The organism is Streptomyces sp. NPDC048291 (genome assembly GCF_043201715.1).
GTDB lineage: Bacteria > Actinomycetota > Actinomycetes > Streptomycetales > Streptomycetaceae > Streptomyces.
On the sequence record NZ_JBICZC010000014.1, the window covers coordinates 35,941 to 54,495 of the forward strand.

Below are 18,555 nucleotides of genomic sequence, written 5' to 3' on the forward strand. Positions count from 1 at the left end.
GTGGTGACCTCGGTCAGTGCCCCGCCGTGCGCCGGGTCAGGAGCGCGATGGCCGCAGCGGTGGCGGCGAGTGCTGCGACGGTGGTGAGGGCGGTGGGGAGGGAGAGCCAGTCCGCCATGAAGCCGATGGCGGGCGGTCCGAGGAGCATGCCGCCGTAGCCGAAGGTGGAGGCGATGGCGACGCCCTCGGGGCCGGCCAGTCGGCCGGCGCGTTCGACGGCGACGGGGAAGAGGTTGGCGAGGCCGAGGCCGGCGATCGCGAAGCCGAGCAGGGCCGCCCACAGGTCCGGGGCGAGTGCGCCGAGCAGCATGCCGGCCGCGGCGGTCGTGCCGCCGAGGACCAGGGTGCGCGTCTGGCCCAGGACCTCCAGCAGCCTCGTCCCGCTGAGCCGGCCGACGGTCATGGCGAGGGCGAAGCAGGAGAAGCCGATGGCGGCCGTGCCGGGTGCGGTGCCCAGGTCCTGCTCCAGGTGCAGGGCGCTCCAGTCGGCCATGGCCCCCTCGCCGTAGGCCGTGCACAGGGCGATCAGACCGAACGTGACGACGAGCAGCCGGGTGCGGGGTGCCAGGCGGCGCGGTGCGGACGCGCTCTGCGGTACGTCGTCCGCGGGTGTGGCCGGCGGGGGCGTGCGCAGCAGAGTGCGGCCTGCGACGAGGGTGACCAGCAGGCCGACGCCGGTGAGGCAGAGCAGGTGCTGCGTGGGGGTCAGCACGCCCGCGATCAGTGAGCCCAGACCGGAGCCGAGCATGCCGCCCAGGCTGAAGGCGGCGTGGAAACTGGGCATGATCGGCCGCCGGAGGGCTCGGACCAGGTCGACCGCGGCGCTGTTGAACGCGACGTTGATGCCGCCGTAGGCGCTGCCGAACACCAGCAGGACGGCGCCGAGGGCCGGGACCGAGTGAGTGAGCGGGGGCAGGGCGACGCTGAGGGAGAGCAGGACGGCGCAGACGACGGTCACCGGGTGGGAGCCGTAACGGCGGCACAGCCGTCCGGTGAACATCATCGTGATCACGGCCCCGGCCGAGACGCCGAGCAGGGCGAGCCCCAGGGCACTGGCCGAGGCGCCGGTCTGCTCCTTGACGGCCGGGATGCGCACGACCCATCCGGCGAAGATGAAGCCGTCCATGGCGAAGAAGACGGTCAGGGCGACACGGAGTCGGGTGAGGGCGTTGCCGGGCACGACGTTGTGCGTCCGGGTTTTGTTTATTAGCGGCACAAACTCAGGCTAGGCGAGGGCCGGAGCTGGGACAAGGGGCGTTGTCCGGACGTCCCCGCCGGCACCGCGCTGGGAACCGGATGCCGCATGCCTGACGCAGGAACGAACATTCCCGGCGGGAAGCGCGTCCACCGGGGCCGCCGGCTCGTGGAGGAATGTGCTGCCCGCTGCCCGCTGCCCGGCTGCTCAGGGCGGCGTTCCTGGTTGAGGACGCCGAGGGAGGCTGACGCGCACCTGCCGCCGGGTGGCATGGGCGCCGAACAGGACGACCGCACCGGCGACCGCCTGCAGCAGCGTGCCGCGCACATTGTTCACCGCGTTCAACCGGTCGGCAGCACGATCGCGGCCGGCACCGCGGGGACGGCACGAGCCAGGCGCCACCGGCCACGAACAGATCCCCCCCATGGCCAACGGATCCCAGAACACGGCCGACCCCGGTGAACCCGTGCGGTCACAGCCCTGTCGGCCGGCGCGCCATGCGCCGGGCAGTCGGGAACCGTCGTCCCGCCGGGGCGTCGTACCCCTCGTCGAGGCAGGCTATCGACACGGCTGAGAAGGCGAAGAAACAATGGGCGACCACATCACGCGATGGGGGCAGGCGCGTTGCCAACTTTTCGCCCACCAGGGGGGCCGAGCCGGGGCTGGATCAGGTACCTGGCAGCCGTGGGGATCGGAGCTGGCACGGTGGCCGTCGCCGCCACCTGGACGACCGGTCCGCTCGCCACCGGCATCGGTGCGGCCGTGACGGCGGTGTACGGCCTCGTCGCGGACCACCTGCGTCCGCAACGGCTCTCCTCGCACGCGGTGGCACTGCTGTGGACGCTGGACGGCCGCATCCCGAGGCTCAGTCAGATCGAGCATCCCGAACTGGTCGGGGCACATCCCGCGGACGGACAGCGCACGCGACCGCCGCCCCCGTACGTCGAACGCGACGTCGAGCCCGCGCTGAGAGAAGCACTCGCGCAGGGCGGCTTCGTGCTGATCGTGGGCGAGTCGACCGCCGGCAAGACGCGCCTGGCCTACGAGGTCGTCCGATCGCTCTTCCCCCGGCACTCCTTCGTACGCCCCCTGACCAGGACCGCTCTGACCGCCGCCGTCGAGGCCGCCCGGCGTCGCAGGCACGCTGTCCTGTGGCTGGACGATCTGGAGAACTACCTGGGAGCCGACGGACTGACCATCTCCATGCTGGCCGGGCTGCTCCAGGGCCGCTCCCGCCGGGCCGTGGTGGTGGCGACCATGCGGTCCGAGGAGTACCGCCGTTACGACGCCCGAGAGGAGAGCAGGCTCACCGGGTCCGCCCGCGATGCCTGGCGCTCCCAGCGGGAGGTGCTGGACCAGGCGGCCAGGATTCCCCTGGCCCGGCACTGGTCACCGACCGAACAGCACCGTGCCGCGGCGCATCGGACCGACGCGAGGCTCAGACTCGCCCTGGAGTCCTGCGACCGGTTCGGCCTCGCGGAGGTGATCGCGGCCGGTCCCGAACTGCTTGCCGCCTGGGGCCACGCATGGGCGCCCGGCGCCAACCCGCGCGGAGGAGCCGTCGTGGCCGCGGCCGTTGACTGCCGCCGCGCGGGACTGAGGCGGCCGGTGAGCAGAGAGTGGCTCCGGGAACTCCATCCGCCCTACCTCGCCGAGCGTGGTGGGCCGGACCTGCAACCCGAGCCGTTCGAGGAAGCGATGCGATGGGCCTGCCAGGCCGCCTACGCGACGAGCGGGCTCCTGATCGGCAACTACAGCCAGGGATATGTGGCGTTCGACTACCTGCTGAGCGCACCGGGGCTGGCCCCTGTGCCGGATCACCTGTGGAATGCCCTGCTGGGCCGGGTCGAGCCCGACGACGCCTACGACATGGGCATGGTCGCCCATCAGGCCAATCGGCTGGCCCGGGCGGTGCAGGCGCTCGAACGGGCCGCTGCCGGAGGGGTTGTGGGGGCCGACTTCCAGCTGGCCGTCGCCGTGGGCGATCGTGGCTGGCCGCGACTGGCGGTGAGCAGGCTGGAGGACATCGTACGCGGGAGGCGGGCCGAACTCGGCCCATGCCATCCGGACACACTTGCCGCGCGGCACCAACTGGCGTTCTTCACCGGCGAGGCGGGCGAGACGCACACGGCCGAGGCCGCGTTCCGGGTACTCGTGGCCGATACGTCGACGACGCTGGGCCCGACGCACAGCGACACCCTGGCCGCTCGCCACCAGCAGGCCTACTTCTCCGGGGAGACGGGGGACACGCAGGCGGCCGTCCGGCAGCTTCACGGACTTCTCGAGGACCGATTACGACTGGAAGGACCGAGGCATCCGCAGGTTCTCGCCACGCGACGCAGCCTCGTCTGGTTTCGCGGCCTTCAGGAGAATTCAACTGAGGTGGAACGCGAGTTGCAGCGCCTCCTGGAGGACGCGCACGACTGCCTCGGAGCCGATGCCCCGCACACGCTGGCCATTGTCAGCACCCAGGCGGACTTCGCCGCACGAGCCGGCAGGACGAGTGAAGCCCTCGCGATATTCGACCAGTTGGTCATCGACCGTAGCCGCGTCCTCGGCGCCGACCACCCGCACGTGATGCACTCCCGGCTGCAAAGGTGTCAGGCGCTCGTCGCTGACGGCCGTACCGGCGAGGCGGTCGACGAACTCACGCGGATCCTCCACGACGCCCAGCGCGTTCTCGAGCCCGACCACCGCCACATCAACAGCGCACGGAGCACGCTGTCCCTCTTGCAACAGGCCTGACCGGACCTCGACCGCTCCGGACGCACCCGCCGATGCTGTCACCGCATGCGACTCGAACACTTCTGGGCGGGGGCGTCAGCTCTCCGCCGGGGCCCTGTCGCCGCGCCCCGTCATGGCCCGTGGTCCTCGGCCCGCCGCCCCGCCCTTCCGGTGACGGCCGTGAGGTAGCCGCGCAGCATCACCTTCGCCTCGTCGAGGAGGGCGGCGTCGCCCTCGGCGTCGCGGCGGAAGGCCTCCTGGGCGAGTGCGTCGGCGGCGAGGACGGCGGCATGGCAGGCGGGGCCGAGCCCCTCCGTGTCGCCGACGATGCCGAGCGCGAGGAGGACCCGGCGCACCCCGTCGGCCATCCGGCGCTTGTGGTCCCGGTCCGCCGCCCGGGTCCGGTCGGTCAGACCGCTGCCGAACCACAGGGCCCGGAAGCCGTGTTCGGTGCGGTAGAGCCCGGCGTAGGTGTCGATCAGCACGCCGACCGGGTCGGACCAGCGCTCGGCCGCCGCGCTGTGCACGAACCCCTCCATCACGGCTTCGAGCCGGGCGAAGTATGTCGCGGCCAGCGCGTCGATGATCGCGTCCCGGTCGGGCAGGTACTGGTACAGCGAGCCGACCGAGACCCCGGCCTCCGCCGCGACCCGGGTGGTGGTCAGGGCCGGCACGCCCTCCGCGATCAGAACGCGCTCGGCCGCCGAGAGCACCCGCGCCAACCTGGCTCTGCTGCGGGCCTGTTGGGGAGTACGGCGGAGCACGGCCCCGGACTCCTCGGCGGTCGGCCCGCTCACACAACCACCCCTGAACCTGAACGTGACTTTGTTTCAGGTTTACGTTACCGTCGCGGCCATGACGGACTCAAGCTCCGCGCTGGTTCAGGAACGGGCCGCGGTGGCGGACGTCTGCCGTCGCCTGGGAGCGGCGGGCCTGCTCGTCGGAACGGCGGGAAACGTCAGCGTCCGGGTGGGGGACCGGGTCGCGGTCACCGCGACCGGCGCGGTGCTCGCCCAACTCACCGCGGGCCAGGTGACGGTGGTCGACCTGGACGGCGAGGTCGTCGCCGGGACCCTCCAGCCGACCTCCGAACTCGACCTGCACCTCGGGATCTACCGCCGCTACGGCGCCGGCGCGGTCGTCCACACCCACGCCCCGATGGCCACCGCCCTCTCCTGCGTCGTCGACGAACTGCCCTGCATCCACTACCAGTTGCTCGCCCTCGGCGGCACCGTGCGAGTGGCGCCGTACGCCACCTTCGGCACCCCGGAACTCGCCGCGTCGGTGCTCGCCGCGCTCGACGGCCGCAGCGCGGCGCTGATGGCCAACCACGGCTCGGTCACCGTCGGCCCGACCCTCGACAAGGCCGTCGAGAACGCGCTGCTGCTCGAATGGGCCTGCGGTGTCTACCAGCACGCGGCGGCCCTCGGCACACCCCGCGTCCTGGACGAGGGGCAGCAACTCGCGGTGATCGAGGCCGCGATCGCCCGGAACTACGGCACCACCCGAACCCTGCAGGAGGGCAAGCCATGAGAGTCGTCACGATGGGCGTGCACGTACTGGACGTGCTGGTCAGGCCCGTGGACGCGATACCCGAGGGGCAGGGCGCCACCCTGGTCGAGGACATCAGGATGACCGCGGCCGGGACCGCCGGCGGGACCGCGCTGAGCCTCGCCAAGCTCGGCGCCACCGTACTCAGTGCCGGGGCCGTCGGCGCCGACGCGACCGGCGACATGCTGGTGCAACTGCTCGGCAGGGCCGGGATCGACACCGGGTTCCTCGTCCGCCGGACCGACACCGCCACCTCGGCGAGCGTGCTGCCCATCCGCCCCAACGGCGACCGGCCCTCCCTGCACCTGCTCGGCGCCAACATCACCTACGGCGTCGACGACGTGCCCTGGGACGCCCTCGCCGAAGCCGACCATCTCCACCTGGGCGGACCGGAGTTGATCGGCGTCGACGTCGCCGCGCGCATCCTGCACTTCGCCAAGGAACACGACGTGACGACCTCCGTGGACCTGCTCGCGCCCGGCGTCCTCGGCAGCTTCGAGCAGATCGCGGCCGCCCTGCCGTACGTCGACCACCTGCTCCCCAACGACGACCAGGTACGGGGCTTCTCCGGCGAGGACGACCTGCTGGCGGGCGCGAAGAAGCTGGTCGGTGCCGGCGCCGGGCTGGTCGCGGTCACCCGGGGCGGCGACGGCGCGCTGCTGGTCACCGCCGAGGGCGCCGAGCCGGTGCCCGCCTTCGAGATCGACGTCGTGGACACCACCGGCTGCGGCGACGCCTTCTCGGCCGGATTCGTCTACGGCGTCGGGCTCGGCCGCGGCCCGCGCGACGCCGCCGTCCTCGGCAACGCCGTGGCGGCCCTGGTCGCCCAGGGCCTCGGCAGCGACCACGGTGACTTCGACCTGGCCACCGCCGACGCGTTCGCGGCGAAGGGTGTCAGGCGCGCGTAGCGCAGGTGTCCGGCCCGCGTGGAACGTGACGTCGGACACGGTCGTCCCGGACGTCCGAGAGGTACCTTCCGTCCCTCGAACCACTGAAATCCTGCGGATATTCACTCGTCCCGGGTGTCTGTGTTCGGACAGAGTCCGGCAACAGCTCGGTTAATAACTGCTCGCTGGTTGGTTACCGGAGAGTGAGCGGGCCATGATGGGCCCATGACGTTGGCCTCGCGCGCTCTGGCGCAACTGGCGACCTGGCCCGACCTGACCCAGGCCGTACCGAGCTGTGGTCTGGGGCAGGCCGTGAGTTCGGTGCAGGGCGAGATCGCGCACTTCCACTCCGACCGCGATGTGGACCTGCGTCTCACCACTCATGCCATCCGGCACTTCGCCAAGGACCTGAAGAACACGGGGGCGATCCGGATCGTCCCGGGCTCGCAGTGGGTGACCATACGACTGGACGCCGCGAGCGACGTCGACCTGCTGCTGACCCTGGTGAGCGTCGCCCTCCAGGCCCAGCAGAGCTGGCCCGACCCGGCCGACCGGCCGGTGTTCGGTTGCAACGACCAGCGGGGCGCGGGATTCGTCAGCGCGGACACCAGCGGGATGTGACGGCGAGCCGAGTCGCAGGGCCGTACCGCGCCGCACTCACACGGCCAGGACCCGGATCCCCGTCTCCTCGAACCGGCGCACCGTCTCCGGTGCCGCCGCCGTGTCCGTCACCAGGGTGTCCACCAGTTCCGCCGCGCAGATCCGGGCGAACGCCCGCCCGCCCAGCTTGCTGGAGTCGGCCGCGACGACCACGCGGGCCGCACGCTCGCACAGCAGCCGGTTGACCGCGGCCTCCGCCTCGTCATGGGCCGCGGCCCCGTGGACGACGTCGAAGCCGACCACCCCGAGCACCGCAACATCGAGGGTGATCTGTCCCAGCACCCCGTCCGCGAGCGGCCCGACGAGCTCGTACGACTGCGGGCGGGCCACCCCGCCCGTCACCACGATCTTGAACTGGGGCCTTACCGCGAGCTCGTTCGCGATGTTGAGCGCGTTCGTGACGACCGTCAGCGCCGGCGTCCCGGTGGCCAGGTCGCCCCGCACGGCCAGGGCGCGGGCCACCTCCGTGGTGGTCGTGCCGCCCGTCAGGCCCACCGCCTCGCCCGGCGCGACCAGGTCCGCCACCGCCTTGGCGATCCGCTGCTTCTCCGAGGCCTGCCGGGCTGTCTTGTAGCGCAGCGGCAGCTCGTACGACACCCCGTGCACCACCGCACCGCCCCGGGTGCGCACCAGCATCTGCTGCTCGGCCAGCTGGTCGAGATCCCGGCGGATGGTGGCCGCGGAGACCGCCAGCTCGGCCGCCACCTCCTCGACCTCGAGGCGACCGCGCTCGACCAGCAACTCGAGCAGCGCCTTCCAGCGGGCGTCGCGCGACATCCGCCGCCTCCGTTCATCGATCTTCCGGCGACCTTAGCGCACCCGGCCTTCGACGGAATGCTTGATTGTGATTGAAAGGTGGCTCTATCTTGCAAGAACAATCACGTGGTCCATTCGGGGATCCAGGGGAGGGGTAGTGATATGTCACATACCACCGAAGAGCTGAACAGCCAGCCCGAGTGCTGGACGCAAGCCGCCACCGAGGCCGCCCGCCAGGCGCACGCGCTCCCCGACCGGGGCGAGCGGGTCGCGATCGTCGGCTGCGGCACCTCGTACTTCATGGCCCAGGCCGCGGCCGTACTGCGCGAGTCCGCCGGACTCGGCGAGACGGACGCCTTCGCCGCCTCGGAGTTCCCGCGCGGGCGGTCCTACGACCGGGTACTGGCCCTCACCCGGTCCGGCACCACCACCGAAGTGCTGGACCTGCTGGGCGAGTTGAAGGGGCGGGTGCGCACCGCCGCGATAACCGCCGACCCCGGCACCCCCGTGGCGGAGGCCGCCGACGACCTCGTCGTCCTGGACTTCGCCGACGAACGCTCCGTCGTCCAGACCCGGTTCGCCACCAGCGCGTTCACCCTGCTCCGCGCCCACCTCGGCCTGCACACCGATGCCGTGGTCGCCGACGCCCGTACCGCGCTGGCGGCCCCGCTGCCGCCGGGGCTGGTCGAGTGCACCCAGTTCACCTTCCTCGGGCGCGGCTGGACCGTCGGGCTCGCCAGCGAGGCCGGGCTCAAGATGCGCGAGGCCTCGCTGTCCTGGACCGAGGCATACCCGGCGACGGAGTACCGGCACGGCCCGATCAGCATCACCACCAGCACCACGGCCACCTGGATGTTCGGCCCGGCCCCCGCCGGACTCGCCGAACAGGTCGGCGCCACCGGAGGGTTGTGGGTCCAGGGCACCCTCGACCCGCTCGCCGAACTCGTCCGGGCCCAGCGTCTGGCCGTCGCCGTGGCCGCAGCCCGGGGCCTCGACCCCGACCGGCCGCGCCATCTCACCCGTTCGGTGATCCTCACTCCGACCGGCGGGGAGTGAGCGTGCCCCTCGCAGCCACCGGCGCCCTGCTGGCCCCGGCCGCCGAAGTCCGGTCCGCCGTAGCCGCGTTCAACGTCATCACCCTGGAACACGTGGAAGCCGTGGTCGCCGGTGCGGAGGCGGCCGGCCGACCCGTCGTCCTCCAAGTCAGCGAGAACGCGGTCAAGTTCCGCCACGGACGACTTCTCCCGCTGGCCCGCGCCGCCACCGCGGCCGCCGAACGCGCCCATGTGCCGGTCGCGTTGCACCTCGACCACGTCCGCAGCGACGACCTGCTGCGCCAGGCCCCGGGCGCCGGATTCAGTTCGGTGATGTACGACGCCTCCCGGCTGCCGTACGCCGAGAACCTCGCCGCGACCGCGGCGGCCGTCGACTGGGCGCATGCCCAAGGCCTGTGGATCGAGGCGGAGCTGGGCGAGGTCGGCGGCAAGGACGGCAGCCCGGCGCTGGACGCGCACGCACCCGGGGCGCGTACCGACCCGGCCGAGGCGCGGGACTTCGTCGCCGGCACCGGTGTCGACGCGCTGGCCGTGGCGATCGGCAGCGCCCACGCCATGACCACCCGGACCGCCGCCCTCGACCACGACCTGCTCCGGCGTCTCTCGGCCGCCGTACCGGTCCCGCTCGTCCTGCACGGCTCCTCCGGCGTCCCGGACGAGGGCCTGGTCGCCGCGGTCGCCGCCGGCATCGCCAAGGTCAACGTCGGCACCGCACTGAACATCGCGATGACCGCGTCCGTCCGCCACTACCTCGCGGACCATCCCGAGGCGGTCGACTCCCGCACGTACCTCGGTGCCGGCCGAGAGGCGATGGCCCGGGAGGTGACCAGGATCATCGGCGTACTGGCCGCCGGGGCTACCCGCGCTTGACCGCCTTCAGCACGACGAACTTCGGGTCGCTCGCGACCAGTCGGCTGTTGCCGAACAGGCGGCGCAGCGTCACGTGGTAGCCCAGGTGCCGGTTGCCGATCACCCACAGCTCGCCACCTGGGCGCAGCGCCCGCTTCGCCCCGCTGAACATCCGCCACGCCGTCGCGTCGGTGGTCGCCTGGTGGGAGTGGAACGGCGGGTTGTTCAGCACCACGTCCACGCTCCCGGCCGCGACCCCGGCCAGCCCGTCGCCGACCCGGAACTCGGCATGCCCGGGTACCCCGTTGGCCTTGTAGGTGGCCTCCGCCGAGGCGACCGCCTGGAACGACTCGTCCACGAACAGCACCTCGGCCGTCGGGTCGGCCAGCGCCACCGCCGTACCCACGACCCCGTTCCCGCAGCCCAGGTCCACGATCCGGCGGCCCCCCTCGGGCAGATGCGCCAGGAAGAACCGCGTCCCGACGTCGAGCCGGTCGGCGCAGAAGACGCCCGCGTGGTTGACGACCGTACGCCCGGAGGCCGCGCCGATGCCCTCGGGCAGCGCGTAGCTGTACGGCCACGGGTTCTCCGGGCGCTGCAGCGACGGATCCGGCGTGCAGTGGATCAGCCGGGCCTTCTGCTCGGCGAGCGACGTCCGGGTCGGCCCGAGGATCCGCTCGAACAACCGGAGCGTCGAGGTGTGGATCTCCTTGACCATGCCGGCGCCGATCACGACCGTCCCCGCGTGCACGGCGGGCGCCAGCCGCAGCAGCTGGTCCTCGAGGAGCGCAAGGCTCTTGGGTACCCGCACCAGCAGTACGTCCACCCGCTCCGGCGGCGGATCCTGGGTGGTCAGCAACTGCACCGCGCCCGGCTCGGCACCCGCGCGCGCGAGGTTCACGCGGGTCGCCTCCTGGCTCAGGTACGAGTCGGTGATCTGCACCGGCCGGTGCTCCGCCAGCGCCGTGACCAGCGCGCCCCAGCGGTCCCCGAGCACCACGACCGTGCCGGACAGCCCCGTCCGCTCCCGGTCGAGACAACGCAGCAGGTACGCGTCGGAGGCGTCCCAGGCACGCAGCCGGTCGCGCGGATCATCCGGGAAGCGGGACAGCTCGAACTCGCCCCAGGCAGTCGTCATACGGTCGCTCATCGTGCGTCCAGGCTAGCGGAACCCCAGTTCAGGCCCGGTCGGGCAGGATGGGGGCATGGAGGACGAACTGTTCCCGAGGGCGCGCGCCCGCATCGCACCGGGCGCCGTGCACGTCCCCGACTGGCTGGATCCGGACCGGCAGCGCGCGCTGCTCGCCGCCTGCCGCGACTGGGCCCGGCCCCCGGCCGGCCTGCGTACGGTCCGCACCCCCGGCGGCGGCACGATGACCGCCCGCCAGGTCTGCCTGGGCTGGCACTGGTACCCGTACGCCTACGCCCGCACCGTCGTCGACGGCGACGGCAGTCCCGTGAAGCCGTTCCCGCCCTCGCTCGGCGAACTGGGCCGCCGCGCGGTGACCGACGCCCTGGGGCCGGAGACGGTCGGCGGATTGTCGTACGACATCGCGCTGATCAACTTCTACGACGCGGACGCCCGCATGGGAATGCACCGCGACGCCGACGAGAAGTCGGACGCACCGGTGGTGTCGCTGAGCCTCGGCGACACGTGCGTGTTCCGCTTCGGCAGCACGGAGAACAGGGGCAGGCCGTACACGGACGTGGAGCTGCGGTCGGGGGACCTGTTCGTGTTCGGGGGCGGGAGCAGGCTCGCGTACCACGGGGTGCCCAAGGTGTACCCGGGCACGGGACCGGCAGAGCTGGGCCTGACCGGCCGACTCAACGTCACACTGAGAGTGAGCGGCCTTTGACATGGCTCGGCTGCAGCGCGCCCCAAAGGGGCGCGGGGCTGTATCGATGTGCGGCTCCGCCGCGTGGGCGCGACCAGCCCCAACGGCGCCGCACCTTCGCTACGGCCGCTTCTGCGGATCATGGCAGACTCCTTCCCATGAGCGGAAAGGTGGTCCCCGACCCGACGGGGAACGGAACCTCGAAACCCCGGTTGGACCGAGGACGCGGCGCACTCGGCCCCGCCCTGGAACTCGTGCACACCGGCCGCGCCCCCACCCGCGCGGTGCTCACCGCGGAACTCGGCGTCACCCGGGCCACGGCCGGCGCCGTCGCCGCCGAACTGGAGGCGCTCGGCCTGATCAGGGTCGACGCCCACCCGGGCGCCGCGGCCGGGTCGCAGGGCCGCCCCTCGCACCGGCTGGAGGTCGCCGAGAACGGCCCCGTCGCCCTCGCCGCGCAGATCCACGCCGACGGTTTCCGCGCGGCGCTGGTCGGCCTGGGCGGACGCATCGTCGCGACCGCGCCCGGCTGCGAGGCCGTCGACGCCGACCCGGCGAAGGTGCTCGGCTCGGTGGTCGAGGCGGGCGCCGACCTCCTGCGCACCACCGGCCTGCACTGCGTCGGCGCGGGTCTCGCCGTGCCGTCCGCCGTCGCCGAACCGGAGGGCCTGGCCCTCAACCCCCTCCACCTGGCCTGGCCGGTGGGGGCGCCCGTGCGCCGGATCTTCGCGGAGTGCGTGCGCGCGGCCGGGATCACCGGCCCGGCGTTCGCGGGCAACGACGTGAACCTGGCCGCGCTCGCCGAGCACCGGCACGGCGCCGGCCGGGGCGCCCGGGACCTGCTGTGCGTGGCCACCGGGCACCGGGGCGTCGGCGGTGCCCTGGTCCTGGACGGCCGCCTGCACACCGGGAGTTCGGGCCTGGCCCTGGAGGTCGGCCACCTCGCGGTGAACCCCGACGGCCGCCCCTGCCACTGCGGCAGCCGGGGCTGCCTGGACGTGGAGGCCGATCCGCTGGCGCTGCTGATCGAGGCGGGCCGCGAGCCCGGCCCCGAGGTGTCGCTGCTCCGGCAGGCCGAGGACCTGATCCGCGACCACTACGCCGACCCGACCGTCCGCAGGGCCACCGAGGCCCTGATCGACCGCCTCGGCCAGGGCCTGGCGGGACTGGTCAACATCCTCAACCCCGACCGCATCATCCTCGGCGGCCTGCACCGCACCCTGCTGGACGCCGACCCGGAACGGCTCCGTGCCGTCGTCGCCGACCGCAGCCTCTGGGGCCAGAGCGGCAGCGTACCGATCCTGCCGTGCACACTGAGCCACAACAGCCTGGTGGGCGCAGCCGAGTTGGCCTGGCAGCCGGTACTGGACGACCCGCTGGGGGCACTTCGCTGACGGCCCGCCGCGGCGAAGCGCCGCCCTCTCGGTGGCCGCAGAGGGATCAGCGCCAGTCGACGGCGAAGGCCCGGGCCGGGTTGTCGGTGAGGATCCGGTCGACGGGCTCCGCGCCCAGTTCGTCCACCAGTCGCGCACGCACCCGCCGCAGCAGGTACGGCATCCCGGGTCCGCCGTCCACCGACCGCGCCCCCGCCACCACGGTGTCCCCGCCGAGCAGCAGCCGGTCCCCGAACCCGGCCTCGGCCAGGGCCCGTACCGCCTCGGGCATCCGCCAGTCGGTGGCGTGGTTGGCCCGGGACGGCCCGTCGAAGGCCAGCCAGCAGCCCGAGGCGGCGGCCTGCCGCTGGACGGCGAGGTCGGGGGAGCGGTTCAGGTGGCCGAGGACGACCCGGTCCCCGGGGACGCCCAACTCCCCGCAGAGCAGGTCGAGTACGTCGAGCGCGCCGGTGCCCAGCTCCAGGTGGACGGCGATCGGCGCGCCCGTCGCGTGGTGGGCCTCGGCCGCCGCGGCCATCGTCCAGCGGGCGTGCGCGTCGAGGTGGTGGAAGCCGCCCGCCACCTTGACCAGTCCCGCGCGCACCCCGGACGTCCCGATGCCCTCGGTCAGTTCGGAGACGAAGACTTCGGCCAGTCGTCCCCGTAGTCCATCAAGCAATTCCGGTGCGTAGTGCGCCGATTGGTGGAGTCCCGTCGCGCAGACCACGTGCACTCCGGCGGACCGGGACAGCAGGGGCAGGTCGGCGGCCCGCCGTCCCATGCCGTACGGCGTCCACTGCACGACGGCCGCCCCGCCCGCCGCGCGGAACGCCGCCAGCTCGGCCCCGGCGGCGCTCGCGTCGTTCAGCTCCTGTCCCGGCAGCCGGGGGCTGCGGAGGAACAGGTGGTCGTGCGCGTCGCAGACGCCCAGGTCCGCGGGCGGGATGTCGCCGAGGACCGTACGCACACCGCTCACCACTGCCGCCCGCGCGGCAGCGCGTCGCGTCCCGGCGCGGACAGGTGCAGTACCTGGAAGACGTCGCCCTCGGCCTTGGGCGTGTCGTGCGCCCAGAGCGAGAAGTGGACCAGCTCCCAGGTATTCGTGTCCACGGCGGCTGCCGCCAGCACGGCACCGTCCTCGGCCGCCAGCCGCCCGGTCTCGTCCGCCGCCCCGGCCATGAAGGGGGCCAACTCCACGCCGTCCGGCACCGGTTGGCGGCGCCGGAGAGCGAACGCGGCGGGGGAGCCGGCGGCGGTGCCCTCCTCGAAGGCCAGGCCCGTCCACTGCCGTATGCGCGGTCGCCCGAAGTCGTCGACAGGCCCCTGGAAGGCGCCTCCCCACAGGAAGGAGTTCATGCCCCGCACGGTGTTCCAGAGGTAGAACGGCCCGTACTGGTTGACCGGCGAGCCGTGGCGTCCCCGCTCGCGCATGAGGTAGGTCTTGACGCCGAGGCCGTCCCAGCCGTCCAGCAGGTGCCCGACGCGCGCGACGCGGGAGCGGATGACGCCCATGTCGTACTCCGCGGGCAGGGTGAACTCGTACTGCATGGCGTGCATCGCGCTGGTCGCTCCTCAGGCCGGGTAGTCGGTCACGTGCTCGTGCCACTCGGCGGTCGTGCCGTCCTCGGCGGCCTCCACGACCGCGAGATGCGTCATGAAGGTGCGCGGCCCGGCGCCGTGCCAGTGCCATTCGCCCGGCTCGATCCACACCGTGTCGCCCGCGCGGATCGCCTCCGGTTCGCCGCCCCTGCGCCGCACCAGCCCCTCGCCCTCCAGGACGTGCAGGACCTGGCCGTGCGGATGCCGGTGCCAGGCGGTGTGGGCACCCGGGGCGAAGTGGACGCTGAACATGCGCAGCCGGGACGGGGCGGCGGGCGCCGCCAGCTCGTCCAGCCACACCGTGCCGGTGAAGTTCTCCGCCGGGCCCTGCCGGGTGTCCGGGCGCTCTCTGGTGATGTGCACGTACGTCAACTCCTCAGCAGGGACAGCAGTCCGCGCACCCCGGCGTCGAACGCGGCCGGGGAACCGGAGGCACGGGCGAGGACGTAGCCGCCCTGCACGGTCGCGAGGACGGTGGCGGCGATCTCCTCGCCGTCCACCCGGGGCCCGAACTGCCCCTGTTCCCTGCCCTCTTCGACGATCCCGGCGATCAGCTCCCGGATCCGGTCGAGCGTCTCGTCGACGGGCGCGCGCAGTTCGTCGCTCGCGACGATGTCCGGGTCCATGGTCAGCCGGCCGATCGGGCAGCCGCGCAGCACATCGCGCTCGCGCCGCAGGTACGCCTCGATCCGCTCGTACGGGGTGCCCGGTCCGGTGAGTACGGCCTCGGCGGTGGCCAGCAGTTCGTCGGCGGTCCGCCGGATCGCGGCCAGCGCCAGGTCCGGCTTGCCCTTGAAGTGGTGGTACATGCTGCCCTGGCCGGCGCCCGCGCGCTCCAGGATCGCCTTGGGGCTCGTGCCGACGTAGCCGCGCTCCCACAGCAGTTCGCGGGTGGACTCGATCAACCGCTCCGACGTGCTCACACAACGACTGTACATACTAGTAGTTACAGAACGCCAGTCGTCCGGGGAGCAGGCCCCGCGCCGCCGCGTACTCCCCGGGAGGTACGGACGGTGCCGTCGGCCGCACGACGACCCGGACCCCTTCCGGCGGCCAGTCTCGGTACATCACACCGAGACCCTGGGGAGTTGACCGATATGGAGACCCTGGCGAACTGGAACGGCGGGCCCGGTCCGTGGATCCTGTTCTTCCCGCTGATCTGGGCGGCCGTCGTGATCGGCGTCGGCACGTTCCTGCGCCGCGCCGTGTGGCGTGGCCGCGGCGGACCCTGGCGCCCGACGGACGCCGGCCGTCCGTCCGGCGACTCGCCGCTCGCGGTCCTCGGCCGCCGCTTCGCCTCCGGCGAGATCGACGAGGACGAGTACTGGCGCAGGCTGTCCGTCCTGGAGGAGCAGTTCGGCCGCATCGGCAAGGGCGGTGCGGTATGAAACGGCGGTAATGCCGGGGAGAGGCTCGGCGAGGAAGACTCACCGCCCGCTCAACTGGCGACAGCCGAGCGGGCGGGAGCGTGTGCGGCGCCGGGGACGCCGGCGGTCGCGTGCACGGGGGCCGGGGCGCCGACGGGCCCGGCCGCGGGTGCGGAGGCGGGCGCGGCTTCGGGCGTGGGTTCCGGCTCGACGATCCGGCGGGGCGCCGGTTCGGTGATCGGGCGCTGCGGACGCGCGGCCTTCGGGGTGGCCGTCGGTGCCGGCAGGGTGAACCACACGACCTTGCCGTCGTCGTGCGGCCGTACCCCCCAGCTCTCGCTGACCGCGGCCACCATCGCGAGCCCTCGCCCGCAGGTGGCCAGCGGTGCGATCTCCAGGCCGTCCTCCACCACCGGAAGGCGCGGATCGTGGTCGCGGACCGACACCGTGAGGCGGTCGAGCTGGAGCTCGATCTCCACGGTGCAGTTCTTGTCGGTCCGGGCGTGCCGGTGGACGTTGGTGAGCAACTCCGTCACACCGAGCGCGGCCCGGTCGATCAACGGGTCGAGATGCCAGTAGCGCAATTGCGCAGATACGATTCTGCGGACCTGGCCGATCCGCGAGGGCAATGCTTGGAGCTCCACCGAGCAGTGTCTGCTTGGGTGTTTGATCACGGCTGCGACTCCCCGACGTGAGGTCCGGAAGAACACGGAGAACGGATCCAGCAGGGCGCCGCCGTCCATGGGGCCGCCTGCTGTCGTGGCCGGCGGGCTGGTTCGCAGCGTTATCGCCGGTAGACCCAGAGTGACGTGAGACAAGCGTGACCCAGCGCGCACGGTCCCGCAACTCGCCGTGGCCGGACGGTCGCGCCCCGCGGCTCCGTGCGGTTCAGCGGTCACGCCCCGCGGCTCGCCGTACCGCCTCGATGAAGCGGCGCGCCGCGGGCGGACCGGGCTCGCCCGGCGCCGGGTCGTGGTCACCCAGGGTGAGTGAGTAGCGCTGGCCGTTGAGGTCGGCCAGGGCCCGGTCCTCCGACGCGAACCAGGGCTTCGAGGCCCGTACCGCCTGTACGGGCGCGCTGTCGATCTCGCTGCCGTAGCTCGTGAGCAACTGCAGCCTGCCGTCCCTTATCCGGACCTGCCCGGCCCGGGTGAGCGAACGCAGCCGCTTGTCGATCCGCACGCCGTTCGCCGTGAACTCCGGCTCCGCCATCCTGCCCCGCCCCTTTTCGAGTACGTCGGTCGCCGTCCGGAAGCTTGTGGCCCCGGCCCGGCGCGCTCCGGCTCGTGTCGTGATCCAGTGTGCGCCCCCGTTCGAGACGTTCGTCCCGTCCGGTGGCAGTCTGCCCGCCCCCGGCGCGGAGCACCAGTGTGCACGGACCGCCGGGCGGGGGGCGCTCGGAGCACTCGCGACCGTGCGCCCCCGAAGGGTTCGGGCCACTGTCCGCCGCTGTTCCCCAGGGGTGCCTTTGAGTCGCCCAAAGATGCGTTTATGCAGGTGAGAAGCGTGCGGAAGGTGTTTATGATCGGTGCGTCGGCCGCGTTCGGACGCCGTCGACGCGAAGCGTAAGGAGCCCGTCGTGAGCACCACCCCGCAGATCCGGACCGGCGCCACCCTCGACGTCGACCGCAGTGACGCCGCCTACCGTGACTGGCTCAAAGAGGCCGTCCGCAAGGTCCAGGCGGACGCGAACCGCTCGGCGGACACGCACCTGCTGCGCTTCCCGCTGCCCGAGGCCTGGGGCATCGACCTCTACCTCAAGGACGAGTCGACGCACCCGACAGGAAGCCTCAAGCACCGGCTGGCCCGCTCGCTCTTCCTCTACGGCCTGTGCAACGGCTGGATCCGGCCGGACCGCCCGGTGATCGAGGCGTCCAGCGGCTCCACGGCCGTCTCCGAGGCGTACTTCGCCAAACTCATCGGCGTGCCCTTCATCGCCGTCATGCCGCGCACCACCAGCGCCGAGAAGTGCCGGCTCATCGAATTCCACGGCGGACAGTGCCACTTCGTGGACGACTCCCGGAAGATGTACGAGGAGTCCGCGCGCCTCGCGGTGGAGAGCGGCGGCCACTACATGGACCAGTTCACCTACGCCGAGCGGGCCACGGACTGGCGGGGCAACAACAACATCGCCGAATCCATCTTCCGCCAGCTGGAGTTGGAGCGGTTCCCGGAGCCGGCCTGGATCGTCGCCACGGCGGGCACGGGCGGTACGTCCGCGACGCTCGCTCGCTATGTCCACTACACCCAGCGCGACACCCGGATCTGTGTGGCCGACCCCGACAACTCCTGTTTCTTCGAGGGCTGGACCACCGGTGATCCGGACGTCACCTGCGACTGCGGATCCCGCATCGAGGGCATCGGCCGGCCGCGGATGGAGCCGAGCTTCGTGCCCGGGGCCGTCGACCGCATGATGAAGGTGCCGGACGCGGCGAGCGTGGCCGCGGTGCGGGCGCTGGAGCGGGCGATCGGCCGGAAGGCCGGCGGGTCGACCGGGACCGGGCTGTGGAGTGCGCTGAAGATCGTCGCCGAGATGGTGGCCGAGGGACGGCAGGGGAGCGTGGTGACCCTGCTCTGCGATCCGGGCGACCGGTACCTCGACAAGTACTACTCGGACACCTGGCTCGCCGAGCAGGGCCTGGACATCGCGCCCTACGCGGCGGCGATCGAGTCCCTGCTGGAGACGGGGGTCTGGCCCGCCTGA

Annotated in this window: 20 protein-coding genes; 10 read left to right on the plus strand and 10 right to left on the minus strand. The window is 72.6% G+C overall.

Annotated elements, in window-relative coordinates; translation table 11 throughout:
• Positions 1–13 precede the first annotated feature (13 nt).
• Complete coding sequence (locus ACGF5O_RS34645) at positions 14–1,180, minus strand: MFS transporter (RefSeq protein ID WP_393813852.1); 1,167 nt, start codon at positions 1,178–1,180, stop codon at positions 14–16.
• A 699-nt stretch (positions 1,181–1,879) separates the two neighbouring features.
• Between ACGF5O_RS34645 and ACGF5O_RS34650 the strand changes: the two genes are divergently transcribed.
• Positions 1,880–3,940 (plus strand): tetratricopeptide repeat protein, encoded by a 2,061-nt coding sequence (locus ACGF5O_RS34650; RefSeq protein ID WP_393813853.1) that lies wholly within the window; start codon positions 1,880–1,882, stop codon positions 3,938–3,940.
• 110 nt (positions 3,941–4,050) lie between these two features.
• Here the strand turns inward: ACGF5O_RS34650 and ACGF5O_RS34655 are convergent, their stop codons facing one another.
• Positions 4,051–4,716, minus strand: a complete 666-nt coding sequence (locus ACGF5O_RS34655) for a TetR/AcrR family transcriptional regulator (protein ID WP_393813854.1) — start codon at positions 4,714–4,716, stop codon at positions 4,051–4,053.
• 58 nt (positions 4,717–4,774) lie between these two features.
• Between ACGF5O_RS34655 and ACGF5O_RS34660 the strand changes: the two genes are divergently transcribed.
• From ACGF5O_RS34660 to ACGF5O_RS34670, 3 genes are all read left to right on the plus strand, one after another.
• A complete protein-coding gene (locus ACGF5O_RS34660) occupies positions 4,775–5,452 on the plus strand; it encodes a class II aldolase/adducin family protein (protein ID WP_393813855.1) in 678 nt (225 codons plus the stop codon).
• On the plus strand, positions 5,449–6,378 hold the full coding sequence (locus ACGF5O_RS34665; protein WP_393813856.1) for a carbohydrate kinase family protein: 930 nt from the start codon (positions 5,449–5,451) through the stop codon (positions 6,376–6,378). Before ACGF5O_RS34660 ends, ACGF5O_RS34665 begins: the two co-directional genes overlap by 4 nt.
• Positions 6,379–6,582: 204 nt before the next feature.
• Positions 6,583–6,978, plus strand: a complete 396-nt coding sequence (locus ACGF5O_RS34670; RefSeq protein ID WP_393813857.1) for a luciferase family protein — start codon at positions 6,583–6,585, stop codon at positions 6,976–6,978.
• A gap of 36 nt (positions 6,979–7,014) precedes the next feature.
• On the opposite strand, the gene ACGF5O_RS34675 is transcribed toward ACGF5O_RS34670, so the two are convergent.
• Entirely contained in the window at positions 7,015–7,794 is a 780-nt protein-coding gene (locus ACGF5O_RS34675) for a DeoR/GlpR family DNA-binding transcription regulator (RefSeq protein ID WP_393813858.1), read from the minus strand.
• A gap of 141 nt (positions 7,795–7,935) precedes the next feature.
• Here ACGF5O_RS34675 and ACGF5O_RS34680 point away from each other — a divergent pair, with 141 nt between their 5' ends.
• Positions 7,936–8,829 (plus strand): SIS domain-containing protein, encoded by an 894-nt coding sequence (locus tag ACGF5O_RS34680; RefSeq protein WP_393813859.1) that lies wholly within the window; start codon positions 7,936–7,938, stop codon positions 8,827–8,829.
• A 2-nt stretch (positions 8,830–8,831) separates the two neighbouring features.
• Positions 8,832–9,698 carry a ketose-bisphosphate aldolase gene (locus ACGF5O_RS34685; RefSeq protein WP_393813860.1) on the plus strand — a complete coding sequence of 289 codons (867 nt, stop codon included), beginning with the start codon at positions 8,832–8,834 and terminating at the stop codon, positions 9,696–9,698.
• On the opposite strand, the gene ACGF5O_RS34690 is transcribed toward ACGF5O_RS34685, so the two are convergent.
• Complete coding sequence (locus ACGF5O_RS34690) at positions 9,685–10,815, minus strand: methyltransferase (RefSeq protein WP_393813861.1); 1,131 nt, start codon at positions 10,813–10,815, stop codon at positions 9,685–9,687. The two genes, ACGF5O_RS34685 and ACGF5O_RS34690, sit on opposite strands and share 14 nt — an antisense overlap.
• Before the next feature lie 67 nt (positions 10,816–10,882).
• Between ACGF5O_RS34690 and ACGF5O_RS34695 the strand changes: the two genes are divergently transcribed.
• Both ACGF5O_RS34695 and ACGF5O_RS34700 read left to right on the plus strand, forming a co-directional pair.
• Positions 10,883–11,533 (plus strand): alpha-ketoglutarate-dependent dioxygenase AlkB family protein, encoded by a 651-nt coding sequence (locus ACGF5O_RS34695; protein ID WP_393813862.1) that lies wholly within the window; start codon positions 10,883–10,885, stop codon positions 11,531–11,533.
• 137 nt (positions 11,534–11,670) lie between these two features.
• On the plus strand, positions 11,671–12,906 hold the full coding sequence (locus ACGF5O_RS34700) for an ROK family protein (protein WP_393813863.1): 1,236 nt from the start codon (positions 11,671–11,673) through the stop codon (positions 12,904–12,906).
• A 46-nt stretch (positions 12,907–12,952) separates the two neighbouring features.
• Here the strand turns inward: ACGF5O_RS34700 and ACGF5O_RS34705 are convergent, their stop codons facing one another.
• The 4 genes from ACGF5O_RS34705 to ACGF5O_RS34720 are packed head-to-tail and all read right to left on the minus strand — an operon-like array spanning position 12,953 to position 15,422.
• Positions 12,953–13,861: a phosphotriesterase gene (locus ACGF5O_RS34705; RefSeq protein WP_393813864.1), complete on the minus strand. Its 909-nt coding sequence runs from the start codon at positions 13,859–13,861 to the stop codon at positions 12,953–12,955.
• Positions 13,858–14,442: a DUF4865 family protein gene (locus ACGF5O_RS34710; RefSeq protein WP_393813865.1), complete on the minus strand. Its 585-nt coding sequence runs from the start codon at positions 14,440–14,442 to the stop codon at positions 13,858–13,860. The genes ACGF5O_RS34705 and ACGF5O_RS34710 overlap by 4 nt, the downstream gene beginning before the upstream one ends.
• 15 nt (positions 14,443–14,457) lie before the next feature.
• On the minus strand, positions 14,458–14,847 hold the full coding sequence (locus ACGF5O_RS34715; RefSeq protein WP_393813866.1) for a cupin domain-containing protein: 390 nt from the start codon (positions 14,845–14,847) through the stop codon (positions 14,458–14,460).
• 5 nt (positions 14,848–14,852) lie between these two features.
• On the minus strand, positions 14,853–15,422 hold the full coding sequence (locus ACGF5O_RS34720; RefSeq protein ID WP_393813867.1) for a TetR/AcrR family transcriptional regulator: 570 nt from the start codon (positions 15,420–15,422) through the stop codon (positions 14,853–14,855).
• 159 nt (positions 15,423–15,581) lie between these two features.
• On the opposite strand from ACGF5O_RS34720, the gene ACGF5O_RS34725 reads away from it, so the two are divergent.
• Positions 15,582–15,872 (plus strand): SHOCT domain-containing protein, encoded by a 291-nt coding sequence (locus tag ACGF5O_RS34725; protein WP_393814176.1) that lies wholly within the window; start codon positions 15,582–15,584, stop codon positions 15,870–15,872.
• Between the two features lie 50 nt (positions 15,873–15,922).
• Here ACGF5O_RS34725 and ACGF5O_RS34730 read toward each other — a convergent pair whose 3' ends face one another.
• Together ACGF5O_RS34730 and ACGF5O_RS34735 are read right to left on the minus strand one after the other, a co-directional pair.
• The gene (locus ACGF5O_RS34730; RefSeq protein ID WP_393813868.1) at positions 15,923–16,525 is read right to left on the minus strand and encodes an ATP-binding protein; all 603 of its coding nucleotides are present in this window, start codon (positions 16,523–16,525) and stop codon (positions 15,923–15,925) included.
• A 214-nt stretch (positions 16,526–16,739) separates the two neighbouring features.
• Entirely contained in the window at positions 16,740–17,063 is a 324-nt protein-coding gene (locus tag ACGF5O_RS34735; protein ID WP_393813869.1) for a hypothetical protein, read from the minus strand.
• 367 nt (positions 17,064–17,430) lie between these two features.
• On the opposite strand from ACGF5O_RS34735, the gene ACGF5O_RS34740 reads away from it, so the two are divergent.
• Positions 17,431–18,555 carry a PLP-dependent cysteine synthase family protein gene (locus tag ACGF5O_RS34740; RefSeq protein WP_393813870.1) on the plus strand — a complete coding sequence of 375 codons (1,125 nt, stop codon included), beginning with the start codon at positions 17,431–17,433 and terminating at the stop codon, positions 18,553–18,555.

Coding starts and splice junctions, on each gene's coding strand:
- ACGF5O_RS34660 (WP_393813855.1), top strand. CDS start 4,775: ATGACGGACTCAAGCTCCGCGCTGGTTCAGGAACGGGCCGCGGTGGCG.
- ACGF5O_RS34665 (WP_393813856.1), top strand. CDS start 5,449: ATGAGAGTCGTCACGATGGGCGTGCACGTACTGGACGTGCTGGTCAGG.
- ACGF5O_RS34670 (WP_393813857.1), top strand. CDS start 6,583: ATGACGTTGGCCTCGCGCGCTCTGGCGCAACTGGCGACCTGGCCCGAC.
- ACGF5O_RS34675 (WP_393813858.1), bottom strand. CDS start 7,794: ATGTCGCGCGACGCCCGCTGGAAGGCGCTGCTCGAGTTGCTGGTCGAG.
- ACGF5O_RS34680 (WP_393813859.1), top strand. CDS start 7,936: ATGTCACATACCACCGAAGAGCTGAACAGCCAGCCCGAGTGCTGGACG.
- ACGF5O_RS34690 (WP_393813861.1), bottom strand. CDS start 10,815: ATGACGACTGCCTGGGGCGAGTTCGAGCTGTCCCGCTTCCCGGATGAT.
- ACGF5O_RS34695 (WP_393813862.1), top strand. CDS start 10,883: ATGGAGGACGAACTGTTCCCGAGGGCGCGCGCCCGCATCGCACCGGGC.
- ACGF5O_RS34700 (WP_393813863.1), top strand. CDS start 11,671: ATGAGCGGAAAGGTGGTCCCCGACCCGACGGGGAACGGAACCTCGAAA.
- ACGF5O_RS34710 (WP_393813865.1), bottom strand. CDS start 14,442: ATGCACGCCATGCAGTACGAGTTCACCCTGCCCGCGGAGTACGACATG.
- ACGF5O_RS34720 (WP_393813867.1), bottom strand. CDS start 15,422: ATGTACAGTCGTTGTGTGAGCACGTCGGAGCGGTTGATCGAGTCCACC.
- ACGF5O_RS34725 (WP_393814176.1), top strand. CDS start 15,582: ATGGAGACCCTGGCGAACTGGAACGGCGGGCCCGGTCCGTGGATCCTG.
- ACGF5O_RS34735 (WP_393813869.1), bottom strand. CDS start 17,063: ATGGCGGAGCCGGAGTTCACGGCGAACGGCGTGCGGATCGACAAGCGG.